The sequence below is a fragment of the Streptomyces sp. PKU-EA00015 genome, assembly GCF_013387495.1.
Classification (GTDB): domain Bacteria; phylum Actinomycetota; class Actinomycetes; order Streptomycetales; family Streptomycetaceae; genus Streptomyces.
In genome coordinates, this window is the sequence record NZ_JABZEE010000003.1 from 40,788 (window position 1) to 57,937 (window position 17,150).

Sequence of the window (17,150 nt, forward strand, 5' to 3'; positions counted from 1 at the left end):
ATTCTTCAACGGCCCCGAGAGCCGCGGACCGCGGCCCCCGGGGCCGTCCGCGTCTTCCCGCCGCGCCTTTCCCGGTCAGCGGGAATTCACGCTCCCCCTCGCAGAGCACCCCGCTTAGCCTCCCGGCACAGCCCAACGCACCGCCGCGGGCCGCTTCCTGCGGCCCGCCCACGCCCGTGTCACCGGTCCCGTGCAGCCGGTTCCGTGTCACCGGTCCCGTGCCCCCGGTTCCGTGCCCCCGGTTCCGTGTCACCGGTCCCGTGCTCCCGGTTTGTGCCACCGGGACCAGGAACTGTCCAGGCAATCACATCGCGAGGGCATGCCAAGGGCTCCTGTCACACGTCCCAGCCCCACCGAAACGGCGAGGTCAGGTCCGTTTCCGGCGGCGGATGATGTGGTGGGCCACGGTCACCATGAGGAGAAGGGCCGCGGGGACGGCGTAGGGGAAGGCGGCCGAGGCGAGGCGTTGGGCGCGCAGGGCGGACGTGATGCCCGCGACCCGGAGGGGTATGGCGAGGCTGTCGTTCTCCCGCACCCTGTCGTGCGCGGAGTAGGCGTCACCGTGGACGACTTCCAGGCGGCCCGCAGCGCCCGGGACCTTCCGGTCGATGCGCAGCCTGATGTCCTCGTCCTCGAACCCCCAGGGGCAGGAGACCTGCCGGCCATTGGTCGAGCAGAGTGCTTCGCCCTCGTCCATGGGGACGCCGACCACCGTCGTGCCCTCGGGGGCGGTGAACCGCAGACCGTACTCCACGTGGTTGGTGACATCCGCCTCGGTGCCGTCCGGCCAGCGCTTACGGACGCCGATCCCGACATCCACGGTTTCGCCCTCCGCTCCGTGGACGGCTGCTGCGCCGACGGCCGCGAGGTCGAGGTGGGTGTCGACCGCGACCATGTCGTCGGGGTTCTCCTGGAAGCGGCCGGTCACGTCGGTCTCCCGCACCCCGAGGGCCGGATCCGTGTCGTGCCCGGCGCGCCAGTTCCCATGGCGCTCCAAGTGCTTCTTCTGTGAACTGCCGGGGTTCAGGTCGGGGTCATCGGGTCCGCCGATCGCAAACGCCGAATAGGAGAAGTTGCTGTAGATCACCCGCTTCGGAATCCGGAAAAGGAGCGGGCGGTCCAGGGAAACGGTTTCCTGAGGGCGCAATTCGCGCTCGAATTCGCATTGCACGGACGAGGGGTAGAGGTCTTGGTAGCCGCAGTTCCGGTACGTTCGGGTGCGGCTCATCCTGACGCCGTCGCCCGATTCGACGCTGATACCGAAGCCGTTCTCGGCCCGTACCTTCCCCTCGTTCCGTACGGCGAGTCGGAAGGGCATCGTGCCGCCGGGCTTCGGTCGCTGCTCACCGTCGCCCTGCCTGATGTCCTGCTTGCGCACCGTGAGTCGGGGGACTCCGACGACTACGTCGGTCGTACGGCGGGCGACGGTGGAACCGGACGCCGGCCCGGACTTGCCGACGTCCGCAACGATGGTCACTCGCCCCCGGTCGCCGTTCTCGCTGCCCTTGGCCGCACGCAGGTCGAACGGTTCCACCGACTTCGTCGCCCCGCCCGCGCTCCCCGGCTCGCCCACCTCGTACACGCAGTCGACCCGCGTCTTCTCGCGGTGACAGGCCTTACTGAGGTGACTGACGGCAGCTACACCGGCCAGCCGGCCGATATCGATACGCACCCTGACCCGACCGTGACCGGCCGAGGCCGCACGGCGGATCCCCACCGTGAAGCCGAATGCCCGATCGGGCGTCCACTTCTCTTCCACGCTGTGCCGCTCCGCCAGGAAGCGGGTGTGCTGCGGGCCGTCGAGGGTGACCGCGCCCCGCTCCTCGTCCGCCGCGGCCGGTCCCGCCACCGGTCCGAGCAGAGCACCGAACGCGGTACCCATGACGATCCCCAGGGCACCGAGAGCAAGATGTTGAGGTCCATTTCTTTGCATCGCAGGCTAGGACTCCTGACGCGGACTCGCGGTTGCAACCCGCACGGATCAAGGTCGGCGCCGAACCTGGATCTCGGCCGGGGCCGCTGCTGCCGCGGATGCTCCATGGCCGAAGATGTGCTCGCAGCGATCCGCGCCCTTGCCCCGACGCTGCGCGAGCGCGCGGCCGAGGCCGAGCACTGCGCCGCGTGCCCGAAACCTCCATCAAGGAACTGGAGGACACCGGCTTCTTCCAACTGCTGCAGCCCAAGGCCTTCGGCGGGCAGGCGGCCGACCCACTGGTCTTCTGCTCGGCGGTGAAGGAGATCGCCAAGGGGTGCGGCTCAACGGGCTGGGTCGCCTCCGTGATGGGCGTCCACCCCTGGCACGTGGCCCTGTACGACCCACGCGCCCAGCAGGAGGTGTGGGGCCAGGACCACAAGCCCCGCATCGCCTCCTCGTACGCCCCCACCGGCAAGGCCACCCGGGTCGACGGCGGCTTCCGGCTCTTTGGCCGCTGGCACTTCTCCTCCGGCTGCGACCACGCCCAGTGGGCCCTGCTCGGCTGCCTCGTCCCGGACGCCGAGGGCAACCCGGTGGACATGCGGACCTTCCTGATCCCGCGTACCGAGTACCGCATCGACGACGTGTGGGACACCGTCGGCCTGCGCGGCACCGGCAGCAACGACATCGTGGTCGAGGACGTCTTCGTTCCCGACCACCGTGCCCTGAGCTTCGGTCCGGTCACCGCCCTGAAGACGCCCGGCCATGAACTCAACCACGAGCCGCTGTACCGGCTGCCGTACGCCGGTGTGTTCACCACCACCATCTCCACCCCGATCGTCGGCATCGCGGAGGGCGCCTACGACTCCCACGTCGAGGCCACCCGCAGCGGTTCCGCGTCTCCTACGGGCAGAAGGTCGCCGAGGACCCCTTCGCGCAGGTGCGCATCGCCCGCGCCGCCAGCGACATCGACGCGAGCTGGCTGCAGCTGACCCGCAACATCGGCGAGATGTACGCCCTCGCCCAGTGCGGCGAGGAGCTCCCCACGGAGCTGCGCACCCACACCCGTCGGGACCAGGTGATCGCCACCGAGCGTGCGGTCGCGGCACTCGAACTGCTGATGGAACGCCGGCGGCAACGCCATGCGCACCGGCCCCGACCCCGTCCAGCGCGCCTGGCGCGACGCGCACACCGGCCGTGGCCACGCCGCCAACGACCCCGAGCGCGCCCTGCTCCTCTTCGGCCAGGCGGCCCTCGGCCTCGTCTTCCAGGACACGATGTTCTGACGGTGCATCAGGTGGCTGGCGCAAGCTGCCCACGAGTCGAGCTCCGGCACCGCCGAGGCCGCTTTGGCCTCACCCCGCACTGCCAGCCGGGACCCCCCGTCGCCCACTGACCCGCACTCACTGACCGCACGACTGCCGACCCCCGACGGAGAGGTGCTCAACCATGGACATTCGCGCTCTCGGCTACCTCCGCCTGGAGACCACCAAGTTGGAGGAGTGGCGCGCCTACACCCTCGACGTCTTCGGCATGGTGGAGGCCTCCGGCACCACCGAGGACACCCTCTACCTGCGCATGGACGACCGCTCCTACCGCATCGGACGAGTCCTCGGTGCAGGAGGGCGTCGAAGGCGCGCTCGCGGATCTGGGGGCCTGGACGTGCTGGTCAACGCGGCGGGCATCCTGCGGTCCGCGCACACCGAGCAGATGTCACTGGAGTTCTGGAACCGGATCGTCGCGGTGAACCTCACCGGCACCTTCCTGGTGACGCGCGAGGCGCTGCCCGCGCTGCTGGTCACCGGCCGGGGCGTGGTCGTCGACTTCAGCTCCACATCGGCGTCGTTCGCCCCCTACATGGCGGCGTACGCGGCGAGCAAGGGCGGTATCCAGTCCTTCACCCACGCCATCGCGCTGGAGTACGCCAAGCAGGGGCTGCGGGCGTTGTGCGTGGCGCCGGGCAGCATCTCCAGCGGCATGACCGACGGCTCCGGCGCCGGCGGCTCGAACCGCGGGCCCGGCCTGCCGGAGGACACCGACTGGGAGCTGCTCGGCAAGCTGCGGCCGGCGCTGACGGGGGAGGGCTTCGCCGATCCGGCGACGGGCTTCGCCGGTCCGGAGTCCGTCGCGGGCGTCGTGGCCATGCTGGCCTCGGACGAGGGCGCCTTCATCACCGGCACCGAACTCCGCATCGACGGCGGCACGCACATGTGACGGCGCGCCGGTCCTCACCCGAAGGACGTGCTGACAAGGAAGGGCCCATCGCGCCCCACGGCGGGATGGGCCCTTCCGCGTCTGGGCAGCAGGGTGCCGAGGCCCGACACGGGGGCTCGCCCGGTAGTTGGGTGGTGTGGCGGCATCCCACCGACTGGCCGCGTGGCCGGAAGAACCAGACGGCGGAGTGCTTCGGTTGGCCAGGAGCCGGCACGAACAGGATCATGGCGAGATGACTGATCGCCTCTCGTCCACATCGCCAACCGTCATACGCCTCACGGAATATACGAAGACCGAGCAGATCGAAATCCTCGGCGACAGCGCCGATCCCTTCGGCGTCGCTGACGCCGGACTGACGTGGCTGCCCAAGGAAGATCATTTCGGTATCAGGCAGAAGGGCCGCCTCGTGGCACACGCGGGTCTGCTGCGGCTACCCATGTCGATCGGCGGGGTCGGTACACAAATGGTCGGTGTCGGCGGGGTGGCCGTCGCGCCTGATCTGCGGGGGCAGGGACTGGCGCGGTTGGTCGTATCGGCGGCTCTGGAGCACGCGCGGACGATGGGGCCGCAGCATGGGCTTCTCTTCTGCCGACCGCCCCTCGTCTCCCTCTACGAGCGACTCGGCTGGCGAACGCTTGAGCAGGACGTCCAGGTCGACCAACCCGAGGGACCCGTGATCATGCCGCTGCGGACCATGTGGACACCACTGCGGGACGGCGCGAATTGGCCCGCCGGAGCAGTACGCCTGCTCTCGTTCCCCATGTGATCGATGGCTCCGGTGAGTGCCGTCCCCGGCCCGGCGGCCGGACGCGCCAACCGGGCCTGATCCATCGGTACCGGCGCCGTGCACGGCGCGACCCTCGCGCCGCAGCCAGTGCGCGGCCGGTTTGCCCGGAGAAGGCGTCCGGGGCGTCAGGGTTTCGGCGCCTGCGGTGGGGCGTTCCCTGGGCGCGGGTCGGCCCGTGCTCCTCTGCGCGTCACTGGTGAAGGTGCTGCGCGCCGAGCCGGTCGGCCGGAACGCGGCGGAGACCGTGCCTGGTGACGGCGGTGACGACCACGAGGAGACGCCGGAAGCTGCCGTCACGCCGGAGACGGATGTCGCGACGGCCGGGTCCGCCGGGCCTTGAACGGGCGCCGCCCAAGGGGGATGTTCCGAACATCCCCACGGGCGGCTACCCGCCGAAGCGGGACGCGTCGGCAGGGAAGTAGCGCAGGTCCGGGTGGGCCGGGTCGAACCGGGGCAGGCCGGGGGGAAGGACAGGGTGCAGCGCCTCGAAGACCCTGCGCACGGCGTCGTCCGTGTACTGCGCTGCCGTCTGGGTGGCCTGGAGGACGGCCCCGCCCGCCCGGAGCGGGAACACCGCGTGGAAGGCGCCCGACGCGGCGAGAGCGTCGGGCCCGCCCAGGCGTTGTGACAGCTCCTCCGGGCACACCGTCGTCCACGAGTAGCCGCGGAGCAGCTTCCTGGCCTCCCGGACCGAGTCCCTCACCCGCCGGCCCAGCACCCAGTCGAGGTTGGTCTCCTCCGAGGCCGGCGCGTCGGCGCCCAGCCACGCGAAGGCCGGGTTCACACCGTCCAGCGCGGCCACCAGAAACTCCACCGCACGGGCGCAGAACCCGGCGTCGTCGAGCTCTCCGCAGTCCGCCCCGAACAGCAGCTGGGCCTCGGCGTTCGGGCGGCGGACCCTGATGGTCGAGCTGCGTACATGGACGAGCGGCCTCCCCAGGTACTCGCGCATGAAGAGCACGTGCGCGGTCTCCGGCTCGCGCAGCAGTTCCTGGCGCATGGCATCCCACTTTGTGGCCAAGGGCTGGAACTCCCGGCTCGGGGCACGTTCGTCCGCCCGGGTGCTCGCCGAGAAGAAGGCGGTGCCCTGGCTCTCCTGCTCCAGGTGGCTGCGCAGGGGGCCGGCGAGGGCGGCGCCGAACCAGGAGGCGAGCCCGTTTCCGACTCCACCGCCGGTGCTGACATCGAACGTTGCAATGGCCCGCAGGGTCATGCCGCGCTCCTTTCTCGGACGATCTCCCGCACAGACTAACCACCGGCCGGGACACCCCGGCCGGTGGTCAGCCTGCGCTATGCCGCGAGCTCGTAGAGCGTCATTCCGCCGACGGTGACCGAGGTGCCCACGGCCACCCCGCCGCCACCCCCTGTTCCTCCGAACAGGACGAGCGGAGCTCCGACGACGACCAGCGCTCTGCCCCACTCCGAGCTCCACCAGGGCTGACCGGGCACCGGCGGATTCGCCATGCCGGTGGCGGAGGGCTTGGGCTCGGGTGTCGACTGCGCCGACGGGCGGGACGTCGACGAGGCGTCCGGGCTCGGGCCGGGCCCCGGCGAGGGCGACGGCGTTCTCTTGCGCTTGGGATCGACTCCGTAGTAGCGCATGCCTTCGTAGGCGGTGTCCTTGTCGCTCCACACGGTGCCCGTACGGTCCTTGCCGAAAGCGAACTTCGCCGTGGCGAGTGCGGGCCCTCTGGCGACTCTGCGGGTGTCGCCCTTCGAGTCCAGGTGGTCCTCCAGCTTGTCGACGTAGCGCGTCAGCTGATCGGGGCCGTCCTCATAGGCGTACTTGTGCTTCTTCGCCGCCGCCTGGTCACCGGGCTTGGGCTTCTTGGAGGCCGTGGGCTTCACCTCCCAGATGTACACGGTGCCGTTGGACCAGAAGATGACATCGGCTCGTCCGTCGGCCCCGGATCCGTCGGCCTTGGCGCCGGGAATCTCGTTGGCCGCGTGACCTCCTCGGCCGACATCGACGGTGACGAAGCCCTCGACCCCGTACTTCTTCGCCCACGACGCCGCCGCGAAGCCGGTGGCGCAGACAGCCGCGTCGTGTGCCGTGGCCTGCCGGGAAAGGCAGTTGCCGAGGTTCGTCTTTCCCCCGTTGCGCTGGACGGGGGGCGCTCCGCCGCCGGCGTTCTGGTCGTTGCCGGTGTCACCACCGCCGCCACCACCGCCACCGCCGGTCGCCTGGTTGCCCAGCCATGAGCAGTAGCAGAGGAGAAGTCCCGTGGGGTCGCTCTTGCTGACCGGGCTGCTGTTGCCGTAAACGTATCCGTTCATCTGCAGCGGATCGGCCAGGTCGGTGATCGGATCCGCGGACAGGAAGCGGCCGGCGTTCTGGTCGTACTCGCGCGCACCGATGTGCGTCAGTCCGGTCGCCGCGTCGTCGATGCCGACGCCGAGGTAGCCGCGCTTGTTGGGCCAGGTCGTCGGCTTCGGGCCGCGGGCCTCGCCGTAGGGCTTGAACTCCCGGCGGGTGACCGGCTGGCTGCCGGACAGTTCGACCGAGGTGCCGGCCGTGCCGAGGTGGTCGGCGATCAGGACATGGAGCTTGTGGCCGGTGGTGGCGCCGTTGAGGGCGGTACGGACGACGGTCGGCGCCCCGGGGTGCGCGTAGGACCGGGAGGCGCGCGTGATCTTTCCGGTGGCGTCGGTGGTCAGTTCGGTCTCGTCGAGGTGGAGGGTCGCACCGGTCGGCGAGTGCTCCAGCAGGCGGTTGCCTGCCGCGTCGTAGATGTAGGACGTCTTGTTGCCGTCGTCGGTAATGGACTCCAGTTTGCTGTCGGGCGACCACTTCAGGGTCTGCGTCGTCGTCGGCAGGTCACGGACCTCGGTGTTGCCGGTGGCGTCGTAGGTGTAGGCACTGCCCTGGCCGGACGGTGTGGAGCCGACCCAGGCCAGTGTGTGCGGCTGCTGCACGACCGTCTCGACCGGACCGGTGCCCGTGACGGTCTTTCCGTAGCCGTAGACGTAGTCGACGTTCTTCGTCGCGTCCGCCGTGTTGTGCTCCGTCATCGTGGCGCGGTTGCCGAGCCAGTCGAAAGTGAACGACTGGCGGTACGCCGTGGCGCCGGTCGCCACGGTGCCCGCGGCGGGCGCCGCAGCGGCCAGACCGGCCGCGAGCGCCGGATCGGGCGCGTCTGCGTCGGACTCCGCGTCGGGGGCATCGGCGACCGGGCCGGAGGAGGGGGCCGCGTCGGTGCGGTGTCCCCATGTGGCGCCGCTCGCCGACTTGCAGCCGGTGCCGTTGCCCGCGGGCTCGATGCTGGACGTCCACGCGTTCACGAGCTCACCCAGCGCGTCGTAGGTGAAGCACTGGTTGTCCCAGACGGCGCCGGTCGCGCTGCTGAGCCTGCGGGCGTTGGAGGTGATGGTGCCGGAGGCGTCGTACGAGTAGTAGCTGTCGTTGATCGCGTGCGGGGAGGCGGTCTCCCGGTCGGTCACCGTGCGCTGGAGCCGCCCGGTGTGCGCGTCGACGAAGTTGGTCGTCCAGACCCTGTAGGGCTGCGCTCCGGAGACCGTGCGCAGGACCTCGCCGTAGGGGGAGTACGTGGCGTCCGAGGTGTACCAGGCGAGCCCGGAGGTGGACTCCGCGAGCCCGTCGTCGTTGTAGCGGGTGATGACCTTCTCGCTCGCGAGGCCCCCCTTGGCGGGCATGGTCACCGACAGCGGGCGACCGGTGAGGCTGTAGCTGTACGAGTAGGCGTAGGTGCCCGAGACGCCGGCGGTCATCGTGTTCGCGGGGATCACGGTCTCGCGGCCGGTCGGCCGGTACCCGGCGTCGTAGCCGGTGACCCGGGTGATGTAGTCGCCGCCGGCGTCGTGCCGGATCGCGGCGACCGGCTGACCCAGTCCGCCCGGCAGGGTGTCGAAGGTGAACTCCTTGGCGGGCGCGGCGGTCGCGGATCCCTCCCGGACCGCGGTCACGCGGTCGAGGTCGTCGTACTGCGTGAAGGTGGACTGTTCGCGTGCGTTGGTGACCTTGACCGGGCGGTCGGCGTCGTCGTACTCGGTCCGCGTGGTCCCGGTGTCCGGATCCGTCGCGGCGGTGACGCGGCCCCGGGCGTCGTAGGTGTACGACCACACGTTGCCGGCCGGGTCGGTGACCTTCTCGCGGTTGCCGCGCTTGTCGTAGCTGTACGACGTCACGCGCCGGCCGCTGTTGTCCGCGTTCGTGTAGTGTTGGACGGAGGTGACACGGCCCAGTGCGTCGGTGAAGGACTTGCTCGACGGGGTCGTGGAGCCGGGCGGGTCGACGAAGGTGCTCGTGTCGTAGTAGTAGGTGTGGGCGGCGTGCTTGAAGTGCTGCCCGTGGTAGGTGGACAGGCGCACCGGACGGCCGAGGCCGTCGTAGCGGGTCTTGGTCCAGTTGGGGATCAGCGTGTTCGACTTGGGCTCGAAGAGCTCGCCGGCCGGCTGGCCCTTGGCGAGGTAGCCACCGGTCTTCTCGTAGAGCAGACCGTGGTCGTTGTAGGTGGTGTCGACGATGATGCGGCCGGGTCCGTGCGCCTCCGACTGGCTCTGGACCTCGCGCATCAGACCGTCGTAGATCGTCACCTGGGTGGCGTAGGTGCCGTCGTCCTTCAAGGACTTCATCGTGACCGCGGCGGGCCGGGACGCGTCAGGCGTGGCGAGCGCCGCCTGGTAGCCGAACTCCACGTCCGGTGTCGGCGCTGTCGCCCGCGCCGCCGACCAGCCCTTGACCAGCCGGCCGAGACCGTCGTACTCGGTGCGCGAGACGCGGCCGTTGGGGTCCGTGACGGTGAGCGCGAGTGCGCGGCCCGGGTCGAACGTGGTGGTGGTGGCGTGCCCCTTCGCGTTGATCACCTTGGTGGAGGTGACCGGCCCGCCGGTGTCACCGGGGGTGTACTGGGTCTCGGTGGTTCCGGCACCCGGCTTGGTCACGGTGCGCACGCGCCCCAGCGGGTCGTAGGACGTGCGGGTGACAACGGAGTGCGCCGTGCCGGCGCCGTTGATCTCCGCGACGCTGGTGGCGAGTCCCCGCGTGGGAGCGGTGCCGTACGCCAGGTCGTCGTAGGAGATGCGCCGTGAGCCCTTGAGCTCGGTGGCGGGATCCGCGGTGGCGAACGCCGCGCAGCTGGTGGCGGTGGAGCGCTGCTCCTTGGGCAGCCCGATCAGCCAGTCCGCGGAGTTGTGCACATAGCTCGTGCGCGTGCAGCTGTGCTGGGAAAGGCTCTCACCGGTGCCGTTGGGCTTGACCACCATGGTTTCGACCTGCACCGGGAGACCGTAGGTGGCATCGACCTCGGTCAGCGTGCGCACCGCCTGCCAGCTGGTGCCGACCGTCTGTACGGCATCGATGCGCTTGATGCCTCCGCGGTGGGAGAGCAGCGGGGCGAGCGTGGTCCCGTCCTCGCCTTCGCGGGGGCGCGACGCGGTCTGCTCGGACCAGGGATAGTTAAGGGTGCGCTTGACGACCCGGCCGTCGGAGTTGGCGTAGGCGATGCTCTCGGCGGTCATGCCGGCGTACTGACGCGCGTCGTCCGCCACCAGGGTGAGGGTCCCGGTCGAGTCCTTCACCGCGCCGCCGACACCCTGGAAGTAGCGGGTGACGGCATACGACTGGGACTGCGGTTCACCGATCCGTGAGGAGGACTTGCTGCCCCGGGTGACGGCCACCTGCCGGTAGCCGCGCCAGTCGCTGTGGGTGCGCAGGGCCGCGCGCGTGAACTCGTCGTCGCTCTTGGACCAGGCCGGGTCCTTGTAGGCGTACGTCGTGTGAACCGGCTTGCCGTGCGAGGTGACGTTGTCCCTCTCGGTGACCGAGGCGACGACGTACTTGTTGAACCACGCCTTGGCGGGCGTCTTCTCCTCGCCGTCGGGGGACCAGCGCAGCGGGAAGCAGGTGGTGTTGTCCCTGCCCTTGTCCTCGGCCGGTTCCTTGGCGCATCCACCGGTGTACTCGACCTCGATCTCGCCGCCGTACTCGGTGGCGACGGTGCCGATACGGGGCCGGGTGAAGCCGGGCCGCTGGTCGCCGCTTCCGGTGGGGACGAGGTTGGGCAGCTGACGGTCCTTCAGGCGCGCGCGCAGCGGTGAGGAGGAGCCGACGGTGTAGTGGGCGAAGCTGACGCCGTCCTTGGACTGGACGGTGCCGGTGGTGGCCCCGGGCAAGTACCCGGTGCGGGTGATGGAGTTGAGCCACAGTCCCGGCGAGGTGTCGTACCAGTCCTCGGGGAACGACTGGTGCAGCGTGTAGGTGTCGACCTTCTGCAGCGTGGTCGCGCCGGGGCGCTGGGCGTAGGTGGTGACCGCGGACAGGCGCAGCCGCGTCCAGAACGACGGGAAGGCGGGGCAGAGCTTGGAGGTGGCCTTGCAGTTGAGGTTGCCTGGGCTGTCCCACCACGGCCGGTAGGCGCCCGGGTCGTCGGTCTTGTCGAAGTTGGCGCCGTCGCAGACGGTGGCCGACGCGAGGCAGCGCTGGGCGGCGACGAGGTCGATGCGGGCGGACGGCTTCGTCAGATCCGCAGCGCGCATGCCGTACTCGATGAAGTCCGGGTACGCCGCCCGGTCGTAGGCCTCGGGCGTCTTGAACTTCTTGCGCACCGCGTAGTGGTTCACGGACTGGTGCCAGTCGACGACCATCACGTTGCCGTGCACGTCGACGACCTTGTCCAGGCCCCAGCGCCAAGCCTGCTGCTTGCCCGCGCCGCAGCGGGAGTCGGCGTACGCGGCGGCGTGGCAGGGCTCCCCGGGGTGGTTGCCGAAGACCGGCACCGTGGAGACGGAGTCGGTGTCGGCATGACCGCCGCCGACCTTGTTGAGGCCGAAGTGGTACATGGTGCCGTCGGGTGTGGTGACGACCCAGTACTCGCCGTTGTTGTCACCGTTCTCGGCGCCCACCCGGTGTTCGACGCGGGTGCCGTCGTCGCGCATCGGCCGGTAGATCTCCGTGGCACCCTCGGGGTTGCTGCCGGTGACCCTCACCAGCTCGGTCGTGCTGCCGGCGAGCGACATCACGGCGTTGTACGACACCCAGCACAGGTCGGGCGTCTTGTCCTTGGACGCCGTGTTGTTGGGCGTTCCGGCGTCGAGCGTCTTGCGGTCGTCCTCACAGTTGCGATAGCGGCGCTCGATGTGCCCGGGGTCGTAGTCCCACCCCTCGCCGATCCACGACGCCTGGGGCGACGACACGGCGGTGCGGCCGTCCACACTCTGCGAGTTGTAGTTGAAGACGACCTTGGGAGCCGGTCCGGCCGGGGCCGGCGGAACCGCGAGCGGATACGACCAGGTGAACGCGCCGGACGAACCGCCTGCCTCCCACTTGCCGTTCGACGCAAGAGGTGTGGCCTTGAACGAGCCACCGGCACCGGCTCCGGAGTCGATGGCTCCGATCACCGCGCTGTCCCCTCCGGCGGTGACGGCCGCCGGGGTGCGGTAGGCCGCCTGCATCACCGACGGTCCGGTCTGCCCGGCCGCCGGAGCCGGGGCGGAGGCCGGGGTGACGGTTCCGTCGGCAGCCGTGTCGACGGTCGCGGTGATGGACTCGCTCGCCGTGTCGTTCGCCGTCTCCAGCTCGACGTACTGCTGGCACGCCTCGTCGTCCGGTGTGGTCCGGTAGCACTCGGGGAACTGGACGAACCGCAGGCGGGACGCCCAGTCGGCGCCGTAGAGGTTCTTGAACTCGGAGTAGTCCAGCTTCACCGAGACGGGGACGGAGCCGCTCTCCGGAGCCTGCACGGTGACCACGGCACCGTCCACGCCCTGCGCCACGGACGCCGTGCGGTCGGTGATGGACACCTGCCATGTCCCGGTCGGCGCCGGCTGGTCCGGGGCCTGACCGAGACTGACCGGCAGGTCGTCCACCGGTGTGAGGGCCACCGGCTCGGCGTCGGCGGCGGTCCCGAAGGACGCGGGGCTCACGGGCGAACCGAAGGTGACCGTGCCGGAGTCGGCGGGAGGCGCGGCGGTGGTGCCGGCGGGAGCCTGCGCCCGGTCCTCGGGCACGTCGACCTTCAGCGAGTCGAGACTCTTGTCGAAGATCTCACCGCTGACCGGCAGATCCTTCTCCAAAGGCTCCAGCGCCAGGGTCTCGCGGCCCTTCTCCGCCGTCGCGGGGTCGGGCGGGAGCGCCAGTGACTGGGTGGGCAGCAGGCCCACCAGCAGGGCCGCCCCCACAAAGGGCACGACCAGCAGCCGCGTTCTCAGGACGCGGGCACGGGAAAGTCGACCGAACAAGACGAGGTCCCCCCGGACCACTCGGAGCGGGACCGGACGGACCTCGCATGATGGCGTATCAGACAGCGCAGATTGTGTGGGGACTCTGTGAACTCGCGCCACTGCCGACGACCGTATGTGATCATCGCCACGCCGCCAACCAGGGCTTTTACGTATGGGGCAGCCCAGATGCGGATGCTCGCACCCTTGGAGCGGATCTCCTCTGCGAGAGGGTGACATGCCTCAAGGTGGCTGAAAAACGCTCAAAGGCTCGTGACGGACGGGGTTTTTGGGCGCGATCTCCCGATGTGCCCTCGGCGGATCCCTCCCGCTGCACGCCCTTCCCCCGGCCACCCTCCGCGGAGCCACCGGACCCGGCCCCGGGGACGCCGCCCCCATGCGCGGGCGGCGCTCGCGTGACGAAGAACAGCTCATGGGCCATCATCAGCTCGCTTCGCCATGCCCGATTCGGATCGGGAAGATCCGCTGCGCATGGTCAGGCTCTGCATCCCCGGTGACGCCCGAACGGCGTGCGCCGGTTCCAGGGGGAAGGGGAACCGCCCAACCATGACGCGCAATTGGCGCCGCACGCCCAGCCGTCGAGCAACAGCCGTGGTTGTCGCCACCGCTCTCGCCGCGACCGTGCTCGGCTACGCAGGCCTCGCCACGGACGACTCCGCCGGCCGCACCGACGCCGACCGGGGCCGGCACACCAGGCCGATCGGCGAGTCGGAGGCGATCTCCCAGGCGGTGAAGGCGGGCAAGCCCGTCGAGGTCACCGCGCTGCGGACTCCCCGGTCCACCACCTGGGCACGGCCCGACGGGCTCATGGCCAAGCACCTGTACTCCTCGCCCGTGCGGGCCGAGGTGGACGGCGTCTGGAAGGCCGTCGATCCTGACCTGCACCGCACCGCCGACGGCTGGGAGCCGAAGGCGACCAACACCCGGATGGTCTTCTCCGCGGGTTCGGGCTCGGAAAGGGAGGCCGACCGCGCCTCACGCGCCCAGGTGCGCCGAGTCTCCCTGGTGTCAGGGTCCGCCACAGCCGACGAGACCGCGACGCCCCTGGCGACCCTGTACGTGGACGGCTACACCATCCAGCTCACCTGGCCGGGCCCCGTCCCCACTCCCGTCATCGACGGCTCGCGCGCTCTCTACCCGGAGATCTTCCCCGGAGCCGACCTGGTCCTGACCGCGGACGACGACGGCTTCGCCCAGCTCGTCGTGCTGAAAAACCGTCAGGCGGCGGCGGATCCGCGCGCGCAGACCCTGTCGTACGGCATCACGTCCGACGACCTCACCTTCCGCCTCGACCCGATCTCCGACATCGTGATCGCGGAGAGCGCCTACGGCGACGAGGTCGCGACCTCACCGACGCCGCTGATGTGGGACAGCAGCGGAGTCCCCGCGGTCACCGACAGCACCGTGGGGGCCAGCGCCCAGCCGACGGCGTCGGAGACGCCGGCCCCCTCGGAGACACCCGGGAGCACTCCGGAGGCAAGCCCAAGCCCCTCCGGGGAAGACCCGGTCGCGGCGGACGAGCAGACCGACCCGTACACCGAGGTCCTGCCCTCCGCCACCGACGGCGCGTACGTGGCGCCGTCGGAGTCACCACTGCCGTCCGCGCCACCGGAGCCGACAGCCTCACCGTCGCAGTCCGGGACCCTCGGCCTGCCGTCCCTCGACGGCCCCTCGCCCGACTCGCGCGGCGAGCTCGTCGACGCCGACCTGACGGGGGAGAACTGGACCCTCACCCCCGACCAGGCATTCCTGGCCGACCCGGCCACCACGTACCCCGTCTTCATCGACCCGTCGGTCAAGAAGCACACCCAGAACTGGACCACCGCTTACAGCCGCCACCCCAACGCCACCTTCTACAACGGCAAGGGCTTCAACAAGGGCGGAACCCACGAGGCCCGCGTCGGCTTCGAGTCCGACACATGGGGAACCTCCCGGTCGTACTTCAACATCGCCTTCGACAAGGACCTCAAGGGCGCCCAGATCACCAGCGCGAAGCTGCGCCTGCTGGAGACCTACGCATGGTCCTGCAGCGCCCGGTCGATGAGCGTGCACCTCACAGGACCGGTCAACGGGCGCACCAACTGGAAGAACGCGCCCAAGCTGCACGACGGCAACAAGTTCGCCACCAAGAGCTTCGCCCACGGCTACAAGTCCGGCTGCCGCGACGCCTACGAGACCTTCGACGTCCGCAAGGCCGCCCAGAAGCAGGCCGACCAGGGCAAGGACAGCATCACCTTCGGGCTGCGCGCCCGGGACGAGAACTCGCAGTACGCCTGGAAGAAGTTCCAGGCCAACGGAGAGAACGCCCCGGTCCTGGAGCTGGTGTACAACCGCAAGCCGAGCGCGCCCACCTCGCTCGACCTCGGTCCGGACGCGAAGTGCACCACCACCGAACCGTACGTCCGCATGGGCTCCGGCAGCCTGACGTTCACCGCGAAGGCGTCGGACAAGGACAAGAACCTGGACTACCTCGACTTCGACCTCTGGCCGACCGGCAAGCTGACCACCTCCGGTGACCTGCTCGGCTCCACCGGCAAGGTCTCCGTCGGCGGCGACACCGACACGGCGCTGCGCACCACCTCCGCCTTCTCGACGAGCAAACTCACCAACGGCACGCTCTACTCGTGGCGTGTGCGAGCCGTCGACGACGCCGGCGCCAGTTCCGCCTACTCGCCGTCGAGCACGCCGTGCCGTTTCGTCCTGGACACCGCGCCGCCCAAGCCGCCGAAGGTCAGCTCGACGGACTTCCCGAACGCCGACGGCAGCGAGAACGGCTTCGGCAACGGGGCCGAGGACGCCAACTGGAGCACCAAGAAGTTCGGCACGCCCGGCTCGTTCACCGTGCGCGCACTGAACAGTGACGCGGTGCGCTACGAGTACGGCTTCAACTCGGCCAGCTACCCGTTCTCGCTGCCCCGAACGGCGGGCACGGACACCGCCGTCAGCGCGACCATCAGCAACGCCAAGCCTCCGACCGCCGGGCCCAACGTGCTGTACGTCCGGGCCGTCGACGGCGCGGGCAACGCCTCCGAGCCCACGAAGTACTTCTTCTACGTCTCGCCCCGCGACCAGGCCGACGCACCAGGAGACTTCACCGGCGACAAACTCGCCGACCTCATGGTGATCACGGAGGGCGGCAACCTCTCGCTGTACCCGTCGCAGGCCACCAATGACCTTGTCAGGGGCAGCGGCGACCTGGACTACTCCATGTCCGGCGCGTACCGGGGCAACCCCGACAAGGACCCGCAGGGAGACGACCTGCCCCCCTTCGTCGCCGCGCCCTCGGGGCACTTCAAGGGCGCCCTGATCACGCACAACGGTGACATCTACGGCGGTGACGGACTCCAGGACCTGGTGGTCCGGGTCGGCGGAAAGCTCTGGGTCTATCCCGGAGACGGCTACGGCGCCGTCAACGTGGACAAGCGGCGGGAGATCCTTCTGCCCGCCGACGCGCCCAGCCCCGCCGATCTCACCCAGATCGTCGCGGCGGGCGACGCCACCGGGGACGGCCGGACCGACTTCTTCGCCACCGTCGGCGATGCGTTGTGGGCCTTCACCGGTTACAACGGCGCCTCGATCGACAAGGCCGTCCGCCTGTCCTCGTCCCCCTGGACCGAACGGGACATCGTCACGGCCCAGGACATCTCGGGCGACGGCATCACCGATCTCGTCTACCGCACCGACGTCTCCAGCCGGCTGATGCTCCGCAAGGGCATCGCGGCCGCCGGTGGCGGTGTGGAGCTCACCTCGCTCGCCGCCGCGGTGAATTCGGCCGGTGGCGTGGACACCGAGTACGGCGCCTCCGGCTGGTCGAGTGCGAGCATCCCGCACCTGATCGGAACGCCGGACGTCAACGGGGACGCGATCCCCGACATCTGGACGGTGCGGTCCGACGGATCCGTGAGGTTCTACGCGGGCAGCCGGACCGCGCTCTCCGGCTCCGGCACGGAGATCATCGGCGCCGCGAGCTACTGGAAGACCCGCATCGGCATCGGATGACGCCGAGCGCACGGCAGGGCCGGAGGACTCTCCGGCCCT

The 17,150-nt window shown here is 70.1% G+C and carries 8 protein-coding genes and 3 pseudogenes; 8 read left to right on the plus strand and 3 right to left on the minus strand.

Annotated elements, in window-relative coordinates; all coding sequences use genetic code 11:
* Positions 1 to 367: 367 nt before the first annotated feature.
* Entirely contained in the window at positions 368 to 1,882 is a 1,515-nt protein-coding gene (locus tag HW130_RS03585; protein ID WP_177147907.1) for a hypothetical protein, read from the minus strand.
* Between the two features lie 239 nt (positions 1,883 to 2,121).
* On the opposite strand from HW130_RS03585, the gene HW130_RS03590 reads away from it, so the two are divergent.
* The 7 genes and pseudogenes from HW130_RS03590 to HW130_RS03605 all read left to right on the plus strand — a co-directional run bounded on the left by HW130_RS03590 (position 2,122) and on the right by HW130_RS03605 (position 5,256).
* Complete coding sequence (locus HW130_RS03590) at positions 2,122 to 2,907, plus strand: acyl-CoA dehydrogenase family protein (RefSeq protein WP_309140308.1); 786 nt, start codon at positions 2,122 to 2,124, stop codon at positions 2,905 to 2,907.
* Positions 2,856 to 2,981: pseudogene (locus HW130_RS36650) on the plus strand (flavin-dependent monooxygenase); the annotation flags it as partial. The gene HW130_RS03590 and the pseudogene HW130_RS36650, both read left to right, overlap by 52 nt.
* Before the next feature lie 76 nt (positions 2,982 to 3,057).
* A complete protein-coding gene (locus HW130_RS36655) occupies positions 3,058 to 3,201 on the plus strand; it encodes a hypothetical protein (RefSeq protein ID WP_309140309.1) in 144 nt (47 codons plus the stop codon).
* A 163-nt stretch (positions 3,202 to 3,364) separates the two neighbouring features.
* Positions 3,365 to 3,457: pseudogene (locus HW130_RS36930) on the plus strand (2,3-dihydroxybiphenyl 1,2-dioxygenase); the annotation flags it as partial.
* 40 nt (positions 3,458 to 3,497) lie between these two features.
* Positions 3,498 to 4,129 (plus strand): annotated as a pseudogene (locus HW130_RS03595) (SDR family NAD(P)-dependent oxidoreductase); the annotation flags it as partial.
* 232 nt (positions 4,130 to 4,361) lie between these two features.
* Positions 4,362 to 4,895, plus strand: a complete 534-nt coding sequence (locus HW130_RS03600) for a GNAT family N-acetyltransferase (RefSeq protein WP_177147909.1) — start codon at positions 4,362 to 4,364, stop codon at positions 4,893 to 4,895.
* A 166-nt stretch (positions 4,896 to 5,061) separates the two neighbouring features.
* The gene (locus HW130_RS03605; RefSeq protein ID WP_177147910.1) at positions 5,062 to 5,256 is read left to right on the plus strand and encodes a hypothetical protein; all 195 of its coding nucleotides are present in this window, start codon (positions 5,062 to 5,064) and stop codon (positions 5,254 to 5,256) included.
* Positions 5,257 to 5,301: 45 nt separating this feature from the next.
* Here the strand turns inward: HW130_RS03605 and HW130_RS03610 are convergent, their stop codons facing one another.
* Positions 5,302 to 6,129 (minus strand): hypothetical protein, encoded by an 828-nt coding sequence (locus HW130_RS03610; protein ID WP_177147869.1) that lies wholly within the window; start codon positions 6,127 to 6,129, stop codon positions 5,302 to 5,304.
* Between the two features lie 77 nt (positions 6,130 to 6,206).
* Positions 6,207 to 13,112 carry an RHS repeat domain-containing protein gene (locus HW130_RS03615; protein ID WP_256355828.1) on the minus strand — a complete coding sequence of 2,302 codons (6,906 nt, stop codon included), beginning with the start codon at positions 13,110 to 13,112 and terminating at the stop codon, positions 6,207 to 6,209.
* 546 nt (positions 13,113 to 13,658) lie between these two features.
* On the opposite strand from HW130_RS03615, the gene HW130_RS03620 reads away from it, so the two are divergent.
* Positions 13,659 to 17,111: a DNRLRE domain-containing protein gene (locus tag HW130_RS03620; protein WP_177147912.1), complete on the plus strand. Its 3,453-nt coding sequence runs from the start codon at positions 13,659 to 13,661 to the stop codon at positions 17,109 to 17,111.
* Positions 17,112 to 17,150 lie beyond the last annotated feature (39 nt).

What these genes read in the sequence shown, in the direction of transcription:
- HW130_RS03585 (WP_177147907.1), bottom strand. Translation starts at nt 1,882, where the DNA reads ATGGGTACCGCGTTCGGTGCTCTGCTCGGACCGGTGGCGGGACCGGCC.
- HW130_RS36655 (WP_309140309.1), top strand. Translation starts at nt 3,058, where the DNA reads ATGCGCACCGGCCCCGACCCCGTCCAGCGCGCCTGGCGCGACGCGCAC.
- HW130_RS03600 (WP_177147909.1), top strand. Translation starts at nt 4,362, where the DNA reads ATGACTGATCGCCTCTCGTCCACATCGCCAACCGTCATACGCCTCACG.
- HW130_RS03610 (WP_177147869.1), bottom strand. Translation starts at nt 6,129, where the DNA reads ATGACCCTGCGGGCCATTGCAACGTTCGATGTCAGCACCGGCGGTGGA.
- HW130_RS03620 (WP_177147912.1), top strand. Translation starts at nt 13,659, where the DNA reads ATGACGCGCAATTGGCGCCGCACGCCCAGCCGTCGAGCAACAGCCGTG.